Source organism: Sphingobium sp. CR2-8, from assembly GCF_035818615.1.
Classification (GTDB): domain Bacteria; phylum Pseudomonadota; class Alphaproteobacteria; order Sphingomonadales; family Sphingomonadaceae; genus Sphingobium.
Map to the genome: position 1 here is coordinate 3,508,850 of NZ_JAYKZY010000002.1, position 21,258 is coordinate 3,530,107.

The following is a 21,258-nucleotide window of genomic DNA, read 5'->3' on the forward strand; positions in this document are numbered from 1 at the left end:
CCTTGCCAGGGATATCCTATCCTAAACGATCAGGGCGCGTCATCCCGCATATCCTCGCGCAGGCCGCCACATCCCTTGAGCGTGCCTTCGCCAAATGCGATCGCCACCCGGTCGGACCAGATCGCGTCGCTCATGCCATCGCCGCACGGCCCCTCGGTCAGCGTCATGGTGAAGCCTGCGCCCAGATAGCGAATCGCCCTGACATCGTCGCTGCGCGTCACCGCAAAGCGGAGCGGCGGCTTGTCCGGCCGTTCCAGCGTCACGGTCGATCCCTCGACCGTGACGGCCCAGAAAGGCTCCGTGCCGATGGCGCTGTAGCGATCGGCGTCAGGATGGATATGGCGCGCCTCCGCCTGGGGCGTCTCTCTACCTGTTTCACGTGGAACCTTTTCCAAATGATTTTCGATGCTTGGCGAATCAATCGCGGCGTTGCTGACGATCGGCGCGGCCGTAACGGCTTCTGCCGCATTACTGACCGGCGGCGGCGCATCGTCGCCGCAGCCCGTAATCATCGCGAAGAGGGGGATGAGCCAAGGCCGCCTCATCTCACGGCCACGGCATCCCGGCGGAAGCAGGCCGCGACATGGTCGTTCACCATGCCGATCGCCTGCATCCAGGCATAGACGATCGTGGGCCCGACGAATTTGAAGCCGCGCCGTTTCAGATCTTTGGATATGGCGGCGGATAAATCCGTCTGGGCGGGCACGGTAATGCCATCGCCGCGCAGAGGGACGCCGTCGACGAAGGACCAGACGTAAGTGGCGAAATCCTCGCCCGCATCGCGCATCGCGCAAAATATCCGCGCGCCCGCGATCGTCGCTTCGATCTTCGCCCGCGCCCGCACGATGCCAGGATCGCCCATCAGCCGTTCGACATCATCAGGGCCAAAGGCCGCCACCGTATCGGGATCGAACCCGGCAAAGGCGGCGCGAAACCCCTCTCGCTTGCGCAATATGGTGATCCAGGACAGGCCCGCCTGAAACCCCTCCAGCATCAACGTTTCCCACAACATGCGCGAATCGCGTTCGGGCACGCCCCATTCGCGGTCGTGATAGGCGCAATAGAGCGGGTCCGTCCCGGCCCAGGCGCAACGCGGCTGGTCCGAACCCGTCATGTCAGACGTCCAGATTGGCGACGTTCAGCGCATTGTCCTGGATGAACTCGCGGCGCGGTTCGACCACGTCGCCCATCAACCGGGTAAAGATTTCGTCGGCCACGTCTGCCTGCTCGACCTCGACGCGCAGCATGGAGCGATTGTCCGGGTCCAGCGTGGTTTCCCACAGCTGTTCCGCATTCATCTCGCCCAGCCCCTTGTAGCGCTGGATCGCCAGCCCTTTGCGCCCGGCCGCCAGGATGGCGTCCAGCAGTTCGCTCGGCCGGGTCACCATTGCGCCCTTGGTCGGCGCGACGGGCAGATCGTCGTCGCTTGCTTCGGCTGCCAGCGCCTTGACCGTGATCAGGCGGCTGGGCGTCAGATAGCTGCCCGCATCTTCGGCCGCGATGCTGTGCAGCTTGCGCGCCTCGGCCGATCCGACGAAGCCGCCCTCGATCACATGATGGTCGGTGACGCCGCGCCACAGGCGCTGGAAGTGGAAGCCGCCTTCCTCCGCGACGCTGCCGGTCCAGCGCCCTTCGGCATCCTGCGCGCCCATCCAGGCGACGGTCGCCGCCAGCCGCTCGGCTTGGCTATCCTGATCCAGTTCGGGGTCGAGCGCGCCGTTGAGGCTCAGCGCTTCGATAATCGCGGGATTGTAGCGGCGCGGCACATAGCGCATCACCGCCCGCATCCGGCGCGCATGTTCGATCAGGCTGCGCAGATCCTCGCCGGTGCGCGGACCCTTGCCGGTTTCCAGCGCCATCGATTCGACGCCATTGTCGACCAGATATTGCTCCAGCGCCGCTTCGTTTTTGAGGTACACTTCCGACCGGCCGCGCGTCGCCTTGTAGAGCGGCGGCTGGGCGATATAGAGATGCCCGCCCTCGATGATCTGCGGCATCTGGCGATAGAAGAAGGTCAGCAGCAGCGTGCGGATATGCGCGCCGTCGACGTCCGCGTCGGTCATGATGACGATCTTGTGGTAGCGCAGCTTTTCCAGGTTGAAATCGTCCCGGATGCCGGTGCCCATCGCCTGGATCAGCGTGCCGACTTCCTTGGACGACAGCATCTTGTCGAAGCGTGCGCGCTCGACGTTCAGGATCTTGCCCTTCAAAGGAAGGATCGCCTGATTATGCCGGTTGCGGCCCTGCTTGGCCGACCCGCCCGCCGAATCGCCTTCGACCAGGAACAGTTCGGACTTGGCGGGGTCGCGTTCCTGACAGTCGGCCAGCTTGCCGGGCAGCGATGCGATGTCCAGCACGCCCTTGCGCCGCGTCAGTTCGCGCGCCTTCTTGGCAGCCTCGCGGGCAGCGGCGGCGTCGATCACCTTCTGGACGATCATCTTGCCATGTGCCGGATTTTCTTCCAGCCATTCAGCCATCTTGTCGGCCATCAGGCTTTCGAGCGGCTGGCGGACTTCGGAAGACACCAGCTTGTCCTTGGTCTGCGAGCTGAATTTGGGATCGGGCAGCTTGACCGATACGATCGCGGTCAGCCCCTCACGCATATCCTCGCCGGTGAGGGAGACTTTCTCCTTCTTCAGCGCGCCCGACTTTTCCGCATAATTGTTGAGCGTGCGGGTCAGCGCCGCGCGGAACGCGGCCAGATGGGTGCCGCCGTCGCGCTGCGGGATGTTATTGGTGAAGCACAGGACGTTCTCATAATAGGAGTCGTTCCACTCCAGCGCGACGTCGATCGTCACATCGTCGCGCGTGCCCGAAATCGCGATCGGCTCCGGCATCATCGCCGACTTGTTGCGGTCGAGATATTTGACGAAGGCCGCGATCCCGCCCTCGTAGAACAGCTCGATTTCCTTCTTTTCCTCATGGCGCGCATCGACCAGGAACAGGCGCACGCCACTGTTGAGGAAGGCCAGCTCGCGATAGCGATGCTCCAGCTTTTCGAAGTCGAACTCGGTCTGATTCTTGAACGTGCCGCCGTCGCCGGGCGTCTTTTCGGTCGACGCGAGGAAGGTGACGCGCGTCCCCTTCTTCCCTTCCGGGGCATCGCCGATCACTTTCAGCGGCGCGGTCGCATCGCCATAGGCGAAGCGCATCCAATGTTCCTTGCCATCGCGCCAGATGTTGAGGTCCAGCCATTCGGACAGCGCGTTGACCACCGACACGCCCACGCCGTGCAGGCCGCCCGACACCTTATAGGCATTGTCGTCGCTGGTATTTTCGAACTTCCCGCCCGCATGCAGCTGGGTCATGATGACCTCGGCCGCCGATACGCCTTCTTCCTTGTGGATGCCGGTCGGAATGCCGCGCCCATTATCCTCGACGCTGACCGATCCGTCGGGGTTCAGCGTGATGGTGATGCGGTCGCAATGGCCCGCCAGCGCTTCGTCGATCGCGTTGTCCGAAACCTCGAACACCATATGGTGCAGGCCCGATCCATCGTCGGTATCGCCGATATACATGCCGGGGCGTTTCCGCACGGCGTCCAGGCCTTTGAGCACCTTGATGCTGTCGGCGCCATATTCATTGTTGTTCGGGGTATTGACGGGTTCTTCGCTCATGCCGAGCATATAGGGAAAGCGCCCCCAAAACTAAAGCGAAACATGGCGTCTTCCGCTGGGGACAGGCGCGGTCTATCACGGCTTTCATGCGCACCGTCCCTGCCCTCCTTCTGTCTTCGCTGCTGCTGCTGAGCGCCTGCTCCAAAAGCAACGATGTCTATGAGGAATTGCCCAACTCCTCCCTTGCGGGTGCGCCGCGCGCGGACGTGCCCGAAACCCGCATGGATGCGCCGATCGCCCGGCCCGTCATCATCGGCGAAGACGGGGCCAGGCTCGATGCCTGCGGCGGTCTGGGCCAGGTCGCCCGCGCTGGTCCGGGCGGCTTGGCCCTGCGCGCCGCGCCCTTCGACGATGCAAAGGCAATTGCGCGCCTGGCAGAGGGGCAGCGCACCTGGCTATGCACCCGCAGCATCGATCAGAAATGGCTCGGCGTCGTCGTGCCGCCCGCCCGCATCGTGGGCGAAGCTGCGGAAAGCGTGGATTGCGGCGTCGCGTCCCCCGTGGAACGCAAGCAGCCCTATGCCGGTCCCTGCGTCAGCGGCTGGGTCGCCAGTGCCTATATACGGTCGATCGGCGACTGACGCCTCATTCGATTCCGGTAAACACCAGCTTCTGCACCCGCCGTCCCGTATTCACTTCGGTGGTGTAGATATTCCCCTCGCTGTCGGTGTCGATGCTGTGCAGCCAGGTGAATTGCCCCGCCTGCCGTCCCACCCGGCCGACTGCGCCCAGCACCTCGTGCGTCTTGCGCAGCAATATCCAGACGCGCCCGTTCATCATGTCCGCGACGTACAGATAGGTCTGCTGCGGATCGGGTGAAAAGGCGATGTCGGTGACCGTATGCGTGCCGCCCGTATCCGGCGCGATCGCCAAGTCGCGGACGAAGGTGAGGCCGCCATTCTTCTCCCGCCTGAACAGCTGCGCGCGGTTGTTGTTGCGGTCGCAGACATAGACATGGCCATCTTTCGTCGGCACCACGCAATGGACGATGCTGTTGAAGATCGGGGCCTTGGGATCGGCGACGCGGCTGGGGTCGACGGCATGGCTCTGGTCGAAATCGCCCTTCAGCACCGGCCCGCTGGGCGGCTTGCCATAGGCGCCCCAGCGCCCCTTGTAGCCGTTGTTTTTCGCGTCGAAGCCGATCACCCGGCGGTTCACATAACCGTCCGAAATCAGGACCATGCCGTCCGAATGATTGACGTCTGACGGATTGCCCAACTGGTCGGTCGCATCATTGCCGCCGGTCTTCTCCCGCCGCCCGAAGCTGCGAATATATCGACCGTCGGCGGTATAGTTCATGACGACATGATCGCCCTTCCCATTGCCGCCGAACCAGACGGAGCCGTCCTTGTCCACGAAGATGCCGTGCAGGCTGGTCGGCCACTGGTTCACGCCATCCACCGTGGGGGCGATGTCCGCCCCGCCCCAGCCGCCGATATAGCGACCGTCCTTGCCGAAGCGCACCACCGGCGGCGCGGGCTTGCAGCAGGCGGCGATCGGCGGGCTTTGGGCCAAGCCCGTATCGGTCGCGGTCAGGCTGTTGGGGCGATGGACGACCCATACCGAATCGTCCGGTCCCACGGCCACCCCGCTCACCTGGCCCAGCAGCAAGTCGTCGGGCATGGCGGGCCAGGCGGCATCGACCTTGAACCGCGGCATCTTCGTGCCGGCCGGTGCGACCTGTTCGAAGGCGAGCGGGGCGAGCGCCTGAACGGATGCCTGTCGTGCTGCCTGCTCCGATGGCGTGGATGCGCCGGTCAAGGGTAGCAATAAGGCGATAGCGAGGAAGGGGCGCATGGAAAGATGCTCTTTGATCGGAGGAACGGCGCGGCGGATCTTGCCCGTCTGCCTCGCCCGGTCAATGGCTATCCGTCCATTTTCAAGGGAAAAAGGACCGGCCGACGCGTGGCGCATCGACCGGTCAGGGGGCGTCGGGATCAGGCGCTTGTCTGTCGTTCGATGGCGGCGATGCGGAACCAGGGCAGCGCGTGATGGACGATCCAGCCGATGGTCGCGGCATAGAGGATGGTGCCCACCCCCACCGTGCCGCCCAGCAGCCAGCCGATCGCCAGTACGCCGATCTCTATGCCCGTGCGGACCCATTTGACCGGCCAGCCGTTGTGGCGGCACAGCCCCGTCATCAGCCCGTCGCGCGGCCCCGGTCCCATGCCCGCACCGATATAGGCCCCGCCCGCTATGCCGTTGAGGACGATCCCAGCGACCAGCCAGGCTGCGCGCAGCACGTAACCTTCGGGCGTCGGCAGGATCATCAGCGACAGGTCCACCGCAGTCCCGATCACCAGGATATTGGCGATCGTGCCAAAGCCCGGTCGCTGGCGCAGCGGCCACCACAGGAGCAGCACAAGTCCGCCGACCAGATTGACGGTCATGCCGAAGCTGAGGCCCAATTTGGGAGCAAGCCCCTGGTGCAGCACGTCCCAGGGATCGAGCCCCAGATGGGCGCGCAGCATCAGCGCCATGGAAAAGCCGTAGAGGGCAAGGCCCCATAGGAGCTGCCATAAACGAAGGGCGTGGTGGCGGTGCATCATGCCATGCTTCTTCCGCACAATTGGCCTTTTCAAAAAGGACCAATCGGGGATAAATGGCCTTCACCAACCGTCCTGATGGAATCTATGCCATGTCCACTTCGCTGCTCCGTCCGCCATCCCTGCTCCGCCTGCTCGGCGCCTGGCGCGCACAGGACAGCGCCGAACCCGCCTATCGCCAACTGGCGCAGGCGTTGCGGATGCTGGTGCTGGACGGGCGGGTGGGTCTGAACGTGCGGCTGCCGGGCGAACGCGAACTGGCCGCCGCGCTGGGCCTGTCGCGCACCACCGTGGCCGCGGCCTTCGATCGGCTGCGCGATGAGGGCTTTCTGGAAAGTCGGCAGGGGTCGGGCAGCGTCACCCGCCTGCCCCCGGGCCGGGCGGAAGCGCCCGTGGACGATCGCGATCTGAGCGGCAGCAGCGGCAACCTGCTCAACTGGACCCACGCCGCATTGCCCGCCGCGCCCGGCGTTGCGCGCGCCTATGCCCATGCGGTGGAGGCCTTGCCCGCCTATCTCAGCGACCTCGGCTACGATCCGCTGGGCATCATGGTGCTGCGCCGGGCGATCGCGGCCCATTATGAACGGCGCGGCTGCCCCACCAGCCCCGACCAGATCATGGTCACCAACGGCGCGCAGCAGGGCTTTTCGCTGTTGCTCAAATGGCTGGCCGGGCCGGGCGACCGGGTGGTGATCGACCATCCGACCTATCATAACGCGATCCAGGCGCTGCAACGCGCCCATGTCGTGCCGGTGCCGGTCGGCCTGCCCGCCCAAGGCTGGGATGTCGACGCGATGGAGGCGGCCTTCCGCCAGACCAGCCCGCGCTTCGCCTATGTCATCGCCGATTTCCACAATCCCACCGGGCGCAGCATGGACCCGGCCACGCGCCGCGCGCTGGTCGCGGCTGCCACGCGCAGCCACACGCCGTTGATCGTCGATGAAACGATGGTCGCGATGGGCCTCGACTTCGCGCCCCCCCGCCGGTCGCGTTGCACGACCTGTCCGGGCGTCAGGTCATCACTTTGGGATCGGCCAGCAAGATTTTCTGGGGCGGGCTGCGCGTCGGCTGGATTCGCGCCGATCCGCAAACGGTTGCGGCGCTCGGCCGGTTGCGCACGACGATGGACATGGCCAGCCCCGTGGTCGAACAGATTGCGGTCGCCCAGTTGATCGACGCGGATGTGGGACTTGGCGAACGGGCCGACCTGCTGCGCGCGCGGCGCGACCATCTGCTGGGCCTCATCGCGCGACGCCTGCCCCATTGGCGCGTCGAATCGCCTGCGGGCGGCCTCTCGCTCTGGGCCGAACTGCCCCGCGCGGAGGCGACGGCGCTCGCGGCGCTGGCGGAGAGTCTGGGCGTGCGCATCGCCGCAGGGCCGCGCTTCGGCGTCAGCGGCGCGTTCGAACGCTTCCTGCGTCTGCCCTTCACCCTGCCCGAGGATCAACTCGACATGGGCGTCGAGCGACTGGTCGAAGCCGACGCGCGGCTCCACGCCAGGATGCCCAAGGGCCGGGATTCGCTTGCCATGGCGCTGGACGCGGATCGTCTCATATAATGTTCCCGGCGAAGGCCGGGGTCCAGTTCCAGCGTCGGGCTGGACCCCGGCCTTCGCCGGGAAACAGCGATGATAAAAAAAGGCCGCGCGGATCGCTCCGCGCGGCCTTTTCAAAGCTCGAAAGAAACCGACCTCATTCGCTTTTCTTCGCCGCCTGATAGCGGGCGATCGCTTCCAGCGTGATCTGCTTGGCGTCGTCCGCCCCGCCCCAGGTGCCGACGCGGACCCACTTGGTCTTTTCCAAGTCCTTATAATGGGTGAAGAAATGCTCGATCTGCTCCATCACGATGCCGGGCAGGTCGTCCTTCTCGCTGATGTCCGCATAATAGGGGAAGGTCTTGTTGTCGGGCACGCAGACCAGCTTTTCGTCGCCGCCCGCTTCGTCTTCCAGGTTCAGCACCGCGATCGGGCGCGCGCGCACGACCGAGCCGGGCACGAAGGGCGAGCGCGCGATGACCAGCGCGTCCAGCGGATCGCCATCGGGCGACAGCGTGTGCGGCACGAATCCATAGTTTGCGGGATAGCGCATCGGCGTGTGCAAAATGCGGTCCACGAACAGCGCGCCGCTGGCCTTGTCGAATTCATATTTCACCGGCTCGCCGCCGACCGGCACTTCGATGATGACGTTCAGGCTGTTGGGCGGATCGTCGCCGACCGGGATCAGTTCGATATTCATGGAAACGCCTTCTGATTCATGTTGCGTTGCGGATACATCACGTTCTGGGCTTCAGCAGCTTGTCGAGGCTGCCCTCACCCTCCCCGGTCTTGTCGAGGCGCGGATAGCGCAGCCCGCCCGAATAATCGAGAGTCAAAGTGCGATAATACTTGTCTTGTTTCAGGATAATCTGGATCGGCGTCTTGGCCTTGATCGCCGCTTTCCATGCGTCGCCCGAAAATTCGTCGCCATTGACCGCCAATATCTTCGCGCCCGTCACCAGGCCCGCCTTGAACGCCGCGCTGTCCCAGATGACCCCGCTGACTTCGCCGTCATTCTTGACGATCGCGCCGATCCCGAAACTCTGGTCGACCATCTTGTTCGCGCCCTCGGCCGCCTTGGTGATTGCGCCCGGCTCCTCGCCATAGACAAGGCTGTAGCCGCCCAGGATGAAGCCGCCCTTGGGCGTCTCCTTCGTGGTCGAATCGACATATTTCCCGAAGAAGCCCGCCCAGTCATAGGGCGCGATGGCGTTCAGCGTCTTGATGACATCGTCGCGATTATAGACGACCTGCCCCCAGTCGCCCGGCTTGATGCCGAAGAACGCCTTGGCGAAATCATCCAGCCCCTTCTTGCCGCGCGTCGCCTTGGCGATGATCGCGTCGGCCTCCAGCCAGATCATCAGCCCTTCATTGTAATAATCTTCCGACCGCTGCCAGCTGGCCCAGCCCTTGGGCCGACGGGCGGAGATGATGGGATCGTGCGTGGTGTCCTCCATCGGCCGCCACTGGCGACCCACGGCCGTGTCCAGCTTGGCCGCGATCTGGGCATAGGCGTCCAGCGTCTCGGCCTTGCTGAACAGGCCGGACCGCGCGCCCAGCACATAGCCCCAGAACTGCGTCTGCCCTTCATAGACCCACAGCAGGTTATCCTGCATCGGCACGTTGAAATCGGGCGTCCACAGCAGGTCGGGGCGACGGAACTTGCCGTCCCAGCTATGGGTGAACTCGTGCGGCAGCAGGTTGCGGTCCAGCAGCGCCTCGCCCTTGTCCCAACTCTTGAAATAGCCCGGCTCGACCTGATTCTCGGAACTGCGATGATGTTCCAGGCCAATGCCGCCCATCTCGTCGGTGATGGCGAGCAGGAAGTCGTAGTGATTGAAATGATAGGCGCCGAACAGCGACCCAGCCTCGGCCACCAGCTTCTTGTGCTTGGCGATCTGCTCCGCCTTGAAATCCAACTCATCGGCATCGTCCGCGACCAGGTTCAGCGTCACATTTTGCCCCAAGTCCACTGCCTTGAAATGCGTGCCTGCAAAGACGGGCGAATCCTGCAACGCTTCATAGTCGATCGTTTCATAGGCGACGGCATTGCCCGTCTTCGTGCCGCGCAGCGCGGTCGCGGCCTGCCAGCCGGTGGGATAGGTCACGGTCGCCTGGACCGGGATCTGGCGCGTATAATAGCCCGCCGGATAGAGCGACACGCTTTCCCACTGGATGTTCAGCATCTTGGGCGTCACGACGACCCGGCCCTGCGCGGGCTGGGTGGCGGACAGGAACTGGAATTGCGCCACGACTTCGGTCACGCCCTGCGGCACGTCGAGGATGAAGGCGAAGACGTTCAGCGGGTCGCGCTTCCACGCCAGCGTCTGGCCGTTGGCGGTGAAGGTCAGGCCGCTCAGCTTCTCGATCTGCCCGCGCGGCGCATGATTGCCGGGCAGCCAGGCGGGCATCATCAGCGTGAGCGGCCCCGCGGTGGCGACCGGGATCGTCTCCTTCACGCGAAAGATGCGCTGCACCGTGTCGCTAGCATCGACCTCCAGCTTGATCGTCCCGCCAGGATAGGGAATGTCCTTTGGTGCAGGCGCGCCGCTGTCCACGGGCAGGGCGGTTGGCTTTGACCGGATCGCGTCCTGCGCGAAAAGCGGGCTGGCGATGGCCGTTGAAAGACAAAGGGCGGCAGCAATGCTGCGGATCATGGAGGTCTCCGAAAATGCAGGGGGGCCGGGCGGCCCGATTGCCTTTAGCATGGCAAGGCGTCGCAGCGCCGTCCACCCCCTGATGGACAGCTGTAAAAAGCGCGTTTCCATAGGGGTGATTTGCCGTTAAAGGCCCGGCCCCATGGCGAGACAAGAAACCCCGCGTCCCGTACGCGGCACACAAGACATGCTGGGCGGCACCGCAGACGCGTTTCAGGAGCGGTTCGCCCATGTGGTCGCGACCTTCGACCGGGTGCGCAAACTCTATGGATTCCAGCGGGTCGAAGTCCCCGTCTTCGAATCCACCGCCGTCTTCGCGCGGTCGCTCGGCGAAAGCACCGACGTTGTCTCCAAGGAGATGTACACGTTCGAGGATCGCGGTGGCGACAGCATCACCCTGCGCCCCGAATTCACCGCCGGGATCAGCCGCGCGTACGTCACCGAGGGCTGGCAGCAATATGCGCCCTTGAAGGTCGCGACGCACGGCCCGCTCTTCCGCTACGAACGCCCGCAAAAGGGCCGCTTCCGCCAGTTCCACCAGCTCGACGCCGAAATCATCGGCGCGGCCGAGCCGGGCGCGGACGTCGAACTGCTGGTCATGGCCGACCAGTTGCTCAAGGAACTGGGCGTAGCCGATGGGGTAACGCTCACCCTCAACACGCTGGGCGACGGGCCGAGCCGCGACGCCTGGCGCGCGGCGCTGATCGCCCATTTCGAGGCGCATCGCGACCAGCTGTCGGAAGAAAGCCTGGATCGTTTGCAGCGCAACCCGCTGCGCATCCTCGACAGCAAAGACCCCCGCGACCGCCCGATCGCCGACAGCGCGCCGGACATCGACGCCTACCTCACCGACGAAGCGCGCAGCTTCTTCGAAAAGGTGACGAGCGGCCTGGATGCCGCAGGCGTGGCGTGGGAGCGCAACGCCCGGCTGGTGCGCGGCCTCGACTATTATCGCCATACCGCGTTCGAATTCATCACCGACCGGCTGGGCGCGCAGGGCACCGTGCTGGGCGGCGGGCGCTACGATGGGCTGATCGAAAATCTGGGTGGTCCCTCGACCCCGGCGGTCGGCTGGGCGGCCGGGATCGAGCGGCTGGCGATGCTGGTGGATGCGCCGGAGAAGGAACCTCTTGGCGTAGTTTTCGCAGTGGAGGACGATCTTGCTTTGCCAGAAGCTCAACGGCTCATAGCAAAGATTCGTCGGCGAAATATTTCGGCTGACATGGTTGCGACTGGGTCGCCGCGTAAGCGTTACGACAAAGCTGCGAAGTTTGATGCGTCAGTGCTGGTTTCGATACGGTGGCAGGATGGGAATCCGTTCGTTTCACAACCGTCTTCTAAGTCAAATAGCCCGATCCTTGATGATGTTTGGGCTATCATACTTGAAACGGACCCCGCAGACTGATGCACATTTCCGCTAATCGCGCCTCCCCACCTCCGTTCGCCCTGAGCCTGTCGAAGGGCCTTACTTCTTTTGACGAAGGAAGGGGCTTCGACAGGCTCAGCCCGAACGGCCTAAAGGTGCGCGCCTAATGCACATATCCCCCGAACGCATCGCGCAGATCGAGGCGCGCCGGGACGAGGTGCAGGCGTCGATGACGCGCGCCGACCTCGCGCCCGAAGCGTTCGTGAAGCTGTCAAAGGAATATGCGGAGATCGAGCCGGTCGCGAGAGCCGCGCATGAAGTGCGCCGCCTGCGGCAGGAACTGGCCGCGCTGGACGTGATGGCGGGCGGCGGCGACGATCCCGACGCCGATCCCCTCATGCGCGAAATGGCGCAGGAGGAAATGCAGATCCTCAAAAGCCAGCTGCCCGCCGCCGAACGGGCGTTGGCGTTGCATCTGCTGCCCAAGGATTCGGCCGACGCGCGCCCCGCCATGCTGGAAATCCGCGCAGGGACCGGCGGTGACGAAGCCGCGCTGTTCGCGGGCGACCTGTTCCGCATGTATCAACGCTATGCCGATACCCAGGGCTGGAAGATGGAGATGCTCTCCGCCAACGCGTCCGAACAGGGCGGCTTCAAGGAAGTCGTCGCCAGCGTCAACGGCACCGGCGTCTTCGCCAAGCTGAAGTTCGAAAGCGGCGTCCACCGCGTCCAGCGCGTGCCCGCCACCGAAAGCGGCGGGCGCATCCACACCAGCGCCGCGACCGTCGCGATTCTGCCCGAACCCGAGGAAGTCGACGTCCAGATCGCCGATGGCGACCTCAAGATCGACATCTACCGCGCAAGCGGTGCGGGCGGGCAGCATGTGAACACCACCGATTCGGCAGTGCGCATCACCCATCTGCCCAGCGGCATCGTGGTGACGCAGCAGGACGAACGGTCGCAGCACAAGAACAAGGCGAAGGCGATGCAGGTGCTGCGCGCCCGCATCTATGAGATGGAGCGCGAACGCACCCAGAGCGAACAGGCCGGCGCGCGCAAGGCGATGGTGGGATCGGGCGACCGGTCCGAACGCATCCGCACCTATAATTTCCCGCAGGGCCGCGTCACCGATCACCGCATCAACCTGACCCTGCACCGCCTGCCCGAAATACTGGAAGGCCCGGGCCTGTCCGAAGTGATCGACGCGCTGGTGGCGGAGGACGAGGCGGCGCGGCTGGCGCAGTTGGACGGTGTGGCATGAGCATCATCCCCCCTCCCTGTCAGGGAGGGGGCAGGGGGTGGGTGCGCCGCGAAGCGGCGCCGATTCCGTTGAGGCGCTCGCTTCACTCGCAACCCACCCCCGGCCCCTCCCTAGAAGGGAGGGGAGATGACATCTGTCCCCGACGCGCTACGCGCCGCAACTGTCCAACTCGCCGTCTCAAGCGACACCGCGCGCCTCGACGCCGAGCTGCTGATGGCCCATGCGCTGGGCCTGTCGCGCGGCGATCTGCTGCTGCGCCAGCGCGACCTGGCTGTCCCTGCGACCTTCGCTACCCTGCTTGCCCGCCGCCTGTCAGGCGAGCCGATCGCCCATATCACCGGCACCCGTGATTTCTGGACGATCACCCTGTCCGTCACGCCCGACACGCTGATCCCCCGCCCCGACAGCGAAACGCTGATCGAAGCGGCGGTCGATCATTTCGCCACCCACGCCCCCGCCACGATCCTCGACCTGGGCACAGGCTCAGGCGCGCTACTGCTGGCGGCGCTGGACCAGTGGCCGAGCGCACACGGTCTGGGCATCGACGCCTCCCCGGCCGCACTTGCCGTGGCGCAGGGCAATGCGGCCCGGCTGGGCATGGCCGATCGCGCCCGCTTCCGTCTGGGCGACTGGGCGCAGGGTGTCGAAGGCCCGTTCGACCTTCTGCTCATCAACCCTCCCTATATCGTGGCTGACCTGCCTCTGTCGGGGGACGTGCTGCGCGAACCCGCCAGCGCCCTCTTAGCCGGTGCCGATGGCCTCGACGATTATCGTCGCATTGCGCCCGACCTGCCCCGCCTGATCGCGGCGGATGGCATCGCGGCGATCGAGATCGGCTATGATCAGGCGGGCAGCGTGTCCGCGCTTCTGCGCGAACATGGGCTGGTCGTGGCTGTGCGTCGCGACCTGGTCGGGCATGACCGCTGCCTGATCGCGCGTCGTCCCTGATCGGGCAACGTCCGATTTACCATCGGGAAAGCGAAAATTGCTTGGTTTATGGTGTGAAAGCCACTACATCAGCGTCAGGGACGGCACTATCTTGTGACATGGTCGTTTAGGCCATTGATAGAAAAGGCTGTTTTCCCGCTCCTTAAAGTCATGACGGCGCATGCTGCGCAGCGCCGCTGGCAGTCGGGGTGATGATCCGGAAAGGATCATGCCGTGGCGGAGCCGTATCCGGCCTGAAAATCAGGTCGTGCTTGGGGATGGCGACTGAACAGTGTTTTCAGTGAATGATGTCATAGCGAACGCAAGGATCATATCTTGATCAACAACCGGCAGGCCGGCCGCCGCAATCGCGGCCGGAACAACAATAACAACGGACGTCCCAACGGCAATAATCGGGGCGGTGGCGACAACGGTAACCGCATCGACAACCGCGCCCGCGGCAATGCGACCCAGCTTCTTGAGAAATACAAGAATATGGCGCGCGACGCCCAGATGGCGGGCGACCGGGTGAACGCCGAATATTATCTGCAGTTCGCCGATCATTATTTCCGCGTCCTCGCCGACAATCGTGCCCGTCAGGAGGAGCAAAGTCCCCGGCAGCGTACCCGCGACGATAATTTCGATCAGGATAGCGATGATTTCGACGGCAGTTATGACGGTGCCGATGATTTCCGCAGCGACCAGCAGCACGCCTATGATCGCACGCCCCGCGAACATGCCCCGCGCGATCAGACCCAGCGTGACCAGAATGGTCGCGACCAGGGCAATCGCGATCAGGGCAATCGCGACCAGGGCCAGCGTGAGTATGGCCAGCGCGATCAGCAGGCCCCACGCGACCCGCAGGATCGCCGCCCGGAGCGTCAGGATGACAATCGCGAAGCCCGCGAGCCTCGCGAATATCGGGACAATCGCGAACCGCGCGCCGGCAATGTTCGTCGCGATCGTCCCCGTCGCGATCGTTTCAATGCCGACGGCGATGCGCCGGTGCAGCAGGAAATGGGTGTAGAAGGTCCGGTGGGCAACCCCGCCACGGAAGCCCCCCGGCAGCAGCCGGTCGTTCAGACCGCGCCCGAAGCCGCCGCGCCGGAAGCCGAAGCCCCTCGCCCCCGTCGCGGTCGCCCGCGCAAGGTGGTGGCGGAAGCGGATACGCATGCGGGGCTGGACCTCGCGGTGCTGCCGCCCTCGATCGCCCGCGCCGATAATGATGCCGAAGCGACCGAGGACGCGCCCAAGAAGCGCACTCGTCGCGCACGCCCGGCGACCGAAGCCGCCGAATAAGCGGCCCATGCCGAAAAATCAGGGGACGGCGCCACAACGCGCCGTCCCCTTTTTCATGGCCCTGTCTTTTCTGTCCGCTACCGACAAGCGCGCTTTGCAACCCCGGCGCGATCCGGCACAAGGCGCTTCATAGATGGCGCATATCTGGAGAGATGCCGATGAGAGCCGCGCACCTGCTGCCCCTGTTGCTGACCGCCCTGCCCGCCTCGGCGCTGGCGCAAAGCGCGGCCGATCCCACCGGGGCAACGGCGCAGGGCGATGTCGCCGTCACCATCTACAATAACGGCCAGTCGCTGGTGCAGGACGACCGGCAACTGCCGATGACCGCAGGTCGCAACCGCATCGAATTTCCCGACGTATCGGCCCGCATCCGCCCCGAAACCGTGAACCTGTCCGGTCCGGGCCTCGCCATCATCGAACAGAATTTCGACTATGACCTCCTCTCCCCCGACAAGCTGATGGACAAGGCGGTGGGGCAGGAGGTGACGCTGCTGCGCACCAATCCCGCCACCGGCGTGGAAACGCGCGAGCGGGCGAAGATCCTCGCGGCCAATGGCGGCATCGTCCTCCAGATCGGCACCCGGATCGAGGTGCTGCGCGACGATGGCCTGCCCGTCCGCGTCATCTTCGACCGGGTGCCGCCCAATCTGCGCGCCCGCCCGACCCTGTCGGTGACGGTGCAGGCGGAACGCGGCGGCACGGTGCCCGCGCGCCTCTCCTACCTCACCCCCAATCTCGGCTGGACCGCCGACTATGTCGCGCTGTTCGACGCGGCCAAGGGGGCCATGGACATGCAGGGCTGGGTCACGCTCACCAACAATACCGGCACGACCTTCACCGACGCGAAGACGATATTGGTCGCGGGCAACCCGGCCAATGGCGGCGGGCGCACTAATTGGTGGCAATCTGGCAGCGGCGCGATCGATCAGGGCGGGACGGAGAGCGGCCCGCGCGAACGGCTGGGCGACTATTATCTCTATCCGCTCGCCGCCCGCACGACGATCGCCAATGCCCAGCAGAAGCAGGTGAGCTTCCTCGACGTGAAGGGCGCGCCTGCCCGCGCCACCTATGAATATGTCAATGGCTGGCTCGGCAGTTCGGCCGAGCCGATGAGCGCATCGAGCGTGCTTAAATTCTCGACTTCGAAGGAAGGCGGCCTGGGCGACCAGCTGCCTGCGGGGACGATCCGCGTCTATATGCGCGACGCGCGCGGCAACCCGCAATTTATCGGCGAAAACAGCATCGACCATACGCCCATGGGGTCCTCCATGACACTGCGCACCGGCGAAGCGTTCGACGTCAAGGTGCGGCCGACCGTGGAGCAGCGCACAAAGAAAGGCAGTGCGCGCTGGGAAACGAAGATGCGCTACACGCTGACCAACGCCCGGCCCGAACCGGTCACGATCGACCTGGCGCAACAGGGCCTGTGGGGCGACACCCGCGTCGTCACGCAAAGCCTGGAAGGAAAGCGCGTCTCTGCTGACCGGATGGAATGGAGCGTACCGGTCCCCGCCAACGGCACGGTGGACCTCAACGTCACCTTCGATTCGCGCTATTGACGGGACCGCGCCGATGCCGCGCATTCTCGCCCTGCTGCTCGTCCTATGGGCGCTCATCCTGCCCGCGCAGGCCGGGACGATCGTGTCGCCACGCGCCGATTCGGTTTCGCTCACCATCTATCGCCAGCCCGGCCGCGCGAAGGGGGCGATCGATCGCAACTGGCCGGGCGGCTATGCGCTCATCACCGAAATCCGCACGATCGACCTGCCGCAGGGCGAATCGAAGATCCGCTTCGAAGGCGTCGCGCAAGGGCTGATGCCCGAAACCGCGATCCTGTCCGGCCTGCCGCGCGGGGTGCGGGAGAAAAATCGCGATGCCCGACTATTGTCCCCCGCCGGGCTGGTCGACGCCTATCTGAAACGCAGCGTCACCCTGCGCCGCACCGACCGCAGGACCGGCAAGGTCACGCAGCAGGCCGCGATCATCAGCGCCGGGCCGACCGGCGGCGTGATCGTGCAGACGGCGCAGGGCTATGAAGCGCTGGGGTGTAGCGGCCTGCCCGAACGGATGCTCTATCCGCAGAAACCTGCCGACCTGTCCGCCCGCCCCACCCTGTCGGTCATCGCGACCAGCGACCGTCCGACCCGCGCGACGCTGCACCTCACCTATCTAGCCGAAGGGTTAGACTGGGCCGCCAACTATGTCGCGGATATGAAGGATGACGGCAGGACGCTCGACCTCATGGCCTGGCTGACGGTCGCCAATGGCGGCGTCACCGGCTTTCCCGACTCGCAATTGAGCGTCGTCGCCGGTCATCCCAACAAGCAGAGCAGGGCCATGCAACCCCGCCCGACCGGCGGCCCGCTCCGCCTCACCTGCTGGCCGATGGACGTCACCAGCACGCATCCGCGCTGGGATCTGTTTCCCGTCGATATGCCCGCGCCGGCCATGATGAGGGAAGGCGCACAGGACATCGTCGTCACCTCCATGCGCCGCACCGAACGTCTCGCCATGGCCGCCCCCGCCCCTCCCCCTCCGCCTCCACCACCTCCTCCCCCGCCGCCGCCCGAGGATGTCGGCGACCTCAAACTCTATCATGTGCCGATGACGGTCGATGTTGCGGCCAACGCGCAAAAGCAGGTCGCCCTGCTGCGCCAACCCGGCGTGAAGGTGGAGCGGCTCTATGTCGCCTACATCTCCGCCATCACCAGGGGGGCCGTCCCCATGACGTTGCGGCTACGATTGCAGAATTGGAAAAGCGATGGCCTCGGCCTCGCCATGCCATCGGGCCGCGTTGCGCTGTTCGAAGACATAGGCGGCATGCGCCTGCTCGCAGGCGAAGCGGATATCGGTGACAAGGCGGAGGGGGAGCGCGTCGATTATGATATGGCGGCCAGCCCTGACGTCCGCATCCTCGCCCGGATGACGGCGCAATCGGCCAAGACGCGCGACTGGGCCCTCACGATCAGCAACGCCCGTCCCTTCCCCGTCACTGCGGAAGTCGCCATTGCCCAAGCCATCGAACCGCGCCCGACCGATATGGAACGGCGCGGCAACGCATGGATCTGGCGGGTGACGGTCCCTGCCAATGACAGGGTGGAATGGCATTATGTGCAGCGTCTGCCGCGCTGAGTTTCACATGTCCGGCAAAGGGCGCGGCCGGTGATTCGCGTCCAGCGCGACGAAGGTATAGACGCCGCTGGTCAGCACGACCTCCTCCAGGCCCGGGCCACGCGTCGCGATCACGTCGATCCGGATCGCCACGGATGTGCGACCCCGCCGTTCTTCGCGGGCATAGACCGACACGACATCGCCCAGCAGGATCGGCGTGATGAAGGTCATGCTCTCGATCGCCACCGTGGCGACCGCACCCTGCGCGATGCGCGACGCGACGATGCCGCCCGCAATATCCATCTGGCTCAATACCCAGCCGCCGAAAATATGCCCATTGGCATTGATGTCGGTCAGATGCGGCACCAGCCGCAGCACGACCTCGCCCCGTTCTTCAGTCGTCAAGTGGCACCTCATCCTTCAGCCTGTCCATCACCTGTTCGTCATGCCCGGTCCCGCTCGACAGGAACACCAGCGCCATCAGGCCGGTCCCCAGCATGAAGGTCAGCCATACGCCCAAAACCGTGGCAATCACCATATGGATCGGCATGTCGCCTGACCGCCAGTGCAGGAACAGCAGCGCCAGTCCCACGCACACCGCCCCGGCCAGCGCCATCCATGCCATGATCCGCCGGAACCGTGCCCAGGCGGTTGCGGCAATTTGCGGATCGTCCAGGGCCTGTTTGCGCGTCATCCCTTTTCTTTGGGGATCGAAAGTGGGATCATCAAGCGTCCAGAGTAAATGTCTCGGAAAAGGAGAGCGTTCATGAGCATTGCGACGATTCTGCAGGGCAAGGGTGACGTCATCAGCGTGCGGCCCGACGACAGCCTGCTCTCCGTGGTGCAATTGCTGGCGAACAAGCGAATCGGGTGCGTGCCGGTGGTCGCGGATGGGCAGGTCGTCGGCATCTTCTCCGAGCGCGACGTCGTCTATCATATCGCTCAGGATGGGGCTGCGGCGCTCGATCGCAATGTCGGCGATGTGATGACCGCGCCTGCCATCACCATCGACCATGACACGCCCGTGATCCACGGCCTGTCGCTGATGACGAAGCGGCGCATCCGCCATCTGCCGGTGGTGGTGGACGGCGCACTGGTAGGCATGATCTCGATCGGCGATCTGGTCAAATTTCGCATCGACAGCATCGAATCGGAAGCGGCCGCCCTGCGCGACTATATCCAGACGGCCTGATTCGGGCGCTAACCCGGTTCAGGCAGTCGCCTGGACCGGAGGCGCGCGGCGAATCACCAGCGCCACCAGCTCCATCACCGTGCCGCGCGCGCACAGCATTAGCGCGGCGAGGAAGGCGACGCCCCCCGTCGGCACCAATATGGCCAGGCGCATGGGCGCGGCCAGAGGCGGCAGCAGCCCGTCGACCCCCATCACGACACCTGCCATCACGATCGAACAGCCCAGCCCCGGCGCGGCGGCGCGGATCAGGTCCACGAATCGCAGCCCCATCGGCCCTCCTGCCAACCGCGCGGTCACGCCGGTCAGCAGCGGAAACGCCGCGAGCCAGGCCCAGGCCAGCCCGATCGCGCCGAATCGGATGCCGATCAGGAAGGCGACCGGCATCAGCACCGCGCCGACCGCCGCGACACGCGCCGTGGTGCCGGGCCGCCCCAGCGCATTGCTCACCGGCGCGAACATCACCTGCACGGTCATGAACGGCATGGCGAGCGCCAGGATCGTGACGAAGGGCGCCATCTCCAGCCATTTCTGCCCGAACAGGGTGGCGACCAGCGGTTCCGCCGTCACCGCCATGCCCAGGTAGATGGGACAGGTCAGCAGCAGCAGCAGCTTCACCGCCTTGCAAAAGGACCAGGCGACGCGTGACAGATCCTTCTGCATCCGCGCATAGGCCGGGAAGGCCACGTCGTTGAGCGGCGGCACGAATTTGCTGACGAATATCTGGGTCAGGAACAGCGCTTCGGCATAGAGGCCCAATTGGTGCGGCTCCAACATCCGCCCGCCGATGAAGATATCCGCCTGGCTCTGGATGATCCAGAACAGCTGTCCGCCCAGCAGGGATGCGCCATAGGCGACCATGGCCCCGGTGCCGCGAAAATCGAAACTGGGGATGGGCCTGAACCCGGTCGCGATGACATAGCCCACCGCCTTGATCCAGAAACCCGTGATCGGCGCGAACACCAATGTCCATACGCCCCATCCCGACAGCGCGCCGGTCAGCGCCACGCCGGCCGAAGCGATGGCCCCGATCAGGTTGACCAGCGCGGGCCGCTTGAAATCCAGCGCGCGCCCCATGATCGCCTCGGGCACGGATATGAAGGGGGTGGACAGATAGAGCAGCGCCTGCACCCGCAACAGGTCGGCGACCATCGGCTGGTCGTAATAGTCGGCGGCCAGCGGCGCGATTCCCAGCTGGAGCAACGCCAATGCGCCGTTCAGCAGCAGCATGATGGTGAAAGCCTGGCGCAACCGGTGCGTCTCCACCGTGTCGGACTGCACCAACGCGCTGACCAGCCCATAGCCGTTGAGGAAGGTAGCGAAATTGAGGATCACCTGAGTCATGGCGAACAGGCCGTAATCTGCGGGATCGAGCAGGCGGATGACGGCCAGCGTCACCACCCAGCTCATCATCTGCGACAGGATCTGGCTGCCCGATCGCCAGAAGATGGCGCTGCGTATCCGTGCGCCGAAACCCGCGTCATTCGCGTCGGCATCCTGCAATGTCATGCGCCCGTCTTTCCTGAAATCCGATCGATCATGCACAGGCTGTAGCGCCCAACATCCAAAAATTTCTGAAATAAAATTGCAAAAACTGTTTGACGGTTCGGAATGCCCTCCATATATGCCGCCTCACCGGACGGGACGACGCCACTGCGGCGCTGAACCAGACGGTCGCCCACATAGACGGACGCTAGTCCCCCGGACCATAGGATCGGGGATCACTGGTTGTCCGGTTTTACTGTCGGTGC

Annotated in this window: 21 protein-coding genes; 10 read left to right on the forward strand and 11 right to left on the reverse strand. The window is 64.9% G+C overall.

The window, feature by feature from the left end:
- Positions 1 to 29: 29 nt before the first annotated feature.
- The 3 genes from U5A82_RS21180 to gyrB are packed head-to-tail and all read right to left on the reverse strand — an operon-like array spanning position 30 to position 3,617.
- Positions 30 to 545, reverse strand: coding sequence for a COG3650 family protein (locus U5A82_RS21180; RefSeq protein WP_326292817.1), 516 nt, complete (start codon positions 543 to 545; stop codon positions 30 to 32).
- A complete protein-coding gene (locus U5A82_RS21185; protein ID WP_326292818.1) occupies positions 542 to 1,114 on the reverse strand; it encodes a DNA-3-methyladenine glycosylase I in 573 nt (190 codons plus the stop codon). The genes U5A82_RS21180 and U5A82_RS21185 overlap by 4 nt, the downstream gene beginning before the upstream one ends.
- A gap of 1 nt (position 1,115) precedes the next feature.
- On the reverse strand, positions 1,116 to 3,617 hold the full coding sequence (gyrB, locus tag U5A82_RS21190; RefSeq protein ID WP_326292819.1) for a DNA topoisomerase (ATP-hydrolyzing) subunit B: 2,502 nt from the start codon (positions 3,615 to 3,617) through the stop codon (positions 1,116 to 1,118).
- An 86-nt stretch (positions 3,618 to 3,703) separates the two neighbouring features.
- Here gyrB and U5A82_RS21195 point away from each other — a divergent pair, with 86 nt between their 5' ends.
- Positions 3,704 to 4,198, forward strand: coding sequence for a hypothetical protein (locus U5A82_RS21195; RefSeq protein WP_326292820.1), 495 nt, complete (start codon positions 3,704 to 3,706; stop codon positions 4,196 to 4,198).
- A 4-nt stretch (positions 4,199 to 4,202) separates the two neighbouring features.
- Here the strand turns inward: U5A82_RS21195 and U5A82_RS21200 are convergent, their stop codons facing one another.
- Positions 4,203 to 5,414: an NHL repeat-containing protein gene (locus U5A82_RS21200; protein ID WP_326292821.1), complete on the reverse strand. Its 1,212-nt coding sequence runs from the start codon at positions 5,412 to 5,414 to the stop codon at positions 4,203 to 4,205.
- A gap of 140 nt (positions 5,415 to 5,554) precedes the next feature.
- Complete coding sequence (yczE, locus tag U5A82_RS21205; protein ID WP_326292822.1) at positions 5,555 to 6,166, reverse strand: membrane protein YczE; 612 nt, start codon at positions 6,164 to 6,166, stop codon at positions 5,555 to 5,557.
- 89 nt (positions 6,167 to 6,255) lie between these two features.
- On the opposite strand from yczE, the gene U5A82_RS21210 reads away from it, so the two are divergent.
- Positions 6,256 to 7,335, forward strand: a complete 1,080-nt coding sequence (locus U5A82_RS21210) for an aminotransferase-like domain-containing protein (protein ID WP_442802198.1) — start codon at positions 6,256 to 6,258, stop codon at positions 7,333 to 7,335.
- Positions 7,221 to 7,721, forward strand: coding sequence for an aminotransferase class I/II-fold pyridoxal phosphate-dependent enzyme (locus U5A82_RS21775; protein WP_442802226.1), 501 nt, complete (start codon positions 7,221 to 7,223; stop codon positions 7,719 to 7,721). Before U5A82_RS21210 ends, U5A82_RS21775 begins: the two co-directional genes overlap by 115 nt.
- Before the next feature lie 133 nt (positions 7,722 to 7,854).
- Here the strand turns inward: U5A82_RS21775 and ppa are convergent, their stop codons facing one another.
- Both ppa and U5A82_RS21220 read right to left on the reverse strand, forming a co-directional pair.
- Positions 7,855 to 8,397: an inorganic diphosphatase gene (ppa, locus tag U5A82_RS21215; RefSeq protein WP_326292823.1), complete on the reverse strand. Its 543-nt coding sequence runs from the start codon at positions 8,395 to 8,397 to the stop codon at positions 7,855 to 7,857.
- 37 nt (positions 8,398 to 8,434) lie between these two features.
- A complete protein-coding gene (locus tag U5A82_RS21220; RefSeq protein WP_326292824.1) occupies positions 8,435 to 10,354 on the reverse strand; it encodes a M61 family metallopeptidase in 1,920 nt (639 codons plus the stop codon).
- 142 nt (positions 10,355 to 10,496) lie between these two features.
- Between U5A82_RS21220 and hisS the strand changes: the two genes are divergently transcribed.
- The 6 genes from hisS to U5A82_RS21250 all read left to right on the forward strand — a co-directional run bounded on the left by hisS (position 10,497) and on the right by U5A82_RS21250 (position 18,339).
- Complete coding sequence (gene hisS, locus U5A82_RS21225) at positions 10,497 to 11,759, forward strand: histidine--tRNA ligase (protein ID WP_326292825.1); 1,263 nt, start codon at positions 10,497 to 10,499, stop codon at positions 11,757 to 11,759.
- 127 nt (positions 11,760 to 11,886) lie between these two features.
- Positions 11,887 to 12,981 (forward strand): peptide chain release factor 1, encoded by a 1,095-nt coding sequence (gene prfA / locus U5A82_RS21230; RefSeq protein WP_326292826.1) that lies wholly within the window; start codon positions 11,887 to 11,889, stop codon positions 12,979 to 12,981.
- 126 nt (positions 12,982 to 13,107) lie between these two features.
- The gene (gene prmC, locus U5A82_RS21235) at positions 13,108 to 13,929 is read left to right on the forward strand and encodes a peptide chain release factor N(5)-glutamine methyltransferase (protein ID WP_326292827.1); all 822 of its coding nucleotides are present in this window, start codon (positions 13,108 to 13,110) and stop codon (positions 13,927 to 13,929) included.
- Between the two features lie 315 nt (positions 13,930 to 14,244).
- Positions 14,245 to 15,207, forward strand: coding sequence for a DUF4167 domain-containing protein (locus tag U5A82_RS21240; RefSeq protein ID WP_326292828.1), 963 nt, complete (start codon positions 14,245 to 14,247; stop codon positions 15,205 to 15,207).
- A 158-nt stretch (positions 15,208 to 15,365) separates the two neighbouring features.
- A complete protein-coding gene (locus U5A82_RS21245; RefSeq protein WP_326292829.1) occupies positions 15,366 to 16,766 on the forward strand; it encodes a DUF4139 domain-containing protein in 1,401 nt (466 codons plus the stop codon).
- A 13-nt stretch (positions 16,767 to 16,779) separates the two neighbouring features.
- Positions 16,780 to 18,339: a DUF4139 domain-containing protein gene (locus U5A82_RS21250; RefSeq protein ID WP_326292830.1), complete on the forward strand. Its 1,560-nt coding sequence runs from the start codon at positions 16,780 to 16,782 to the stop codon at positions 18,337 to 18,339.
- Between the two features lie 3 nt (positions 18,340 to 18,342).
- On the opposite strand, the gene U5A82_RS21255 is transcribed toward U5A82_RS21250, so the two are convergent.
- Together U5A82_RS21255 and U5A82_RS21260 are read right to left on the reverse strand one after the other, a co-directional pair.
- Positions 18,343 to 18,723 (reverse strand): acyl-CoA thioesterase, encoded by a 381-nt coding sequence (locus U5A82_RS21255; RefSeq protein WP_326292831.1) that lies wholly within the window; start codon positions 18,721 to 18,723, stop codon positions 18,343 to 18,345.
- Positions 18,713 to 19,012 (reverse strand): hypothetical protein, encoded by a 300-nt coding sequence (locus U5A82_RS21260; protein WP_326292832.1) that lies wholly within the window; start codon positions 19,010 to 19,012, stop codon positions 18,713 to 18,715. Before U5A82_RS21260 ends, U5A82_RS21255 begins: the two co-directional genes overlap by 11 nt.
- Positions 19,013 to 19,084: 72 nt before the next feature.
- Between U5A82_RS21260 and U5A82_RS21265 the strand changes: the two genes are divergently transcribed.
- Entirely contained in the window at positions 19,085 to 19,510 is a 426-nt protein-coding gene (locus tag U5A82_RS21265) for a CBS domain-containing protein (RefSeq protein ID WP_326292833.1), read from the forward strand.
- An 18-nt stretch (positions 19,511 to 19,528) separates the two neighbouring features.
- On the opposite strand, the gene U5A82_RS21270 is transcribed toward U5A82_RS21265, so the two are convergent.
- Positions 19,529 to 21,016 (reverse strand): lipopolysaccharide biosynthesis protein, encoded by a 1,488-nt coding sequence (locus tag U5A82_RS21270; RefSeq protein WP_326292834.1) that lies wholly within the window; start codon positions 21,014 to 21,016, stop codon positions 19,529 to 19,531.
- Positions 21,013 to 21,189 carry a hypothetical protein gene (locus U5A82_RS21275; RefSeq protein ID WP_326292835.1) on the reverse strand — a complete coding sequence of 59 codons (177 nt, stop codon included), beginning with the start codon at positions 21,187 to 21,189 and terminating at the stop codon, positions 21,013 to 21,015. The genes U5A82_RS21270 and U5A82_RS21275 overlap by 4 nt, the downstream gene beginning before the upstream one ends.
- Positions 21,190 to 21,258 lie beyond the last annotated feature (69 nt).

Coding starts and splice junctions, on each gene's coding strand:
- ppa (WP_326292823.1), bottom strand. CDS start 8,397: ATGAATATCGAACTGATCCCGGTCGGCGACGATCCGCCCAACAGCCTG.
- hisS (WP_326292825.1), top strand. CDS start 10,497: ATGGCGAGACAAGAAACCCCGCGTCCCGTACGCGGCACACAAGACATG.
- U5A82_RS21260 (WP_326292832.1), bottom strand. CDS start 19,012: ATGACGCGCAAACAGGCCCTGGACGATCCGCAAATTGCCGCAACCGCC.
- prfA (WP_326292826.1), top strand. CDS start 11,887: ATGCACATATCCCCCGAACGCATCGCGCAGATCGAGGCGCGCCGGGAC.
- U5A82_RS21210 (WP_442802198.1), top strand. CDS start 6,256: ATGTCCACTTCGCTGCTCCGTCCGCCATCCCTGCTCCGCCTGCTCGGC.
- U5A82_RS21180 (WP_326292817.1), bottom strand. CDS start 545: ATGAGGCGGCCTTGGCTCATCCCCCTCTTCGCGATGATTACGGGCTGC.
- U5A82_RS21185 (WP_326292818.1), bottom strand. CDS start 1,114: ATGACGGGTTCGGACCAGCCGCGTTGCGCCTGGGCCGGGACGGACCCG.
- U5A82_RS21195 (WP_326292820.1), top strand. CDS start 3,704: ATGCGCACCGTCCCTGCCCTCCTTCTGTCTTCGCTGCTGCTGCTGAGC.
- U5A82_RS21250 (WP_326292830.1), top strand. CDS start 16,780: ATGCCGCGCATTCTCGCCCTGCTGCTCGTCCTATGGGCGCTCATCCTG.
- yczE (WP_326292822.1), bottom strand. CDS start 6,166: ATGATGCACCGCCACCACGCCCTTCGTTTATGGCAGCTCCTATGGGGC.
- U5A82_RS21270 (WP_326292834.1), bottom strand. CDS start 21,016: ATGACATTGCAGGATGCCGACGCGAATGACGCGGGTTTCGGCGCACGG.
- gyrB (WP_326292819.1), bottom strand. CDS start 3,617: ATGAGCGAAGAACCCGTCAATACCCCGAACAACAATGAATATGGCGCC.
- prmC (WP_326292827.1), top strand. CDS start 13,108: ATGACATCTGTCCCCGACGCGCTACGCGCCGCAACTGTCCAACTCGCC.
- U5A82_RS21245 (WP_326292829.1), top strand. CDS start 15,366: ATGAGAGCCGCGCACCTGCTGCCCCTGTTGCTGACCGCCCTGCCCGCC.
- U5A82_RS21220 (WP_326292824.1), bottom strand. CDS start 10,354: ATGATCCGCAGCATTGCTGCCGCCCTTTGTCTTTCAACGGCCATCGCC.
- U5A82_RS21200 (WP_326292821.1), bottom strand. CDS start 5,414: ATGCGCCCCTTCCTCGCTATCGCCTTATTGCTACCCTTGACCGGCGCA.
- U5A82_RS21265 (WP_326292833.1), top strand. CDS start 19,085: ATGAGCATTGCGACGATTCTGCAGGGCAAGGGTGACGTCATCAGCGTG.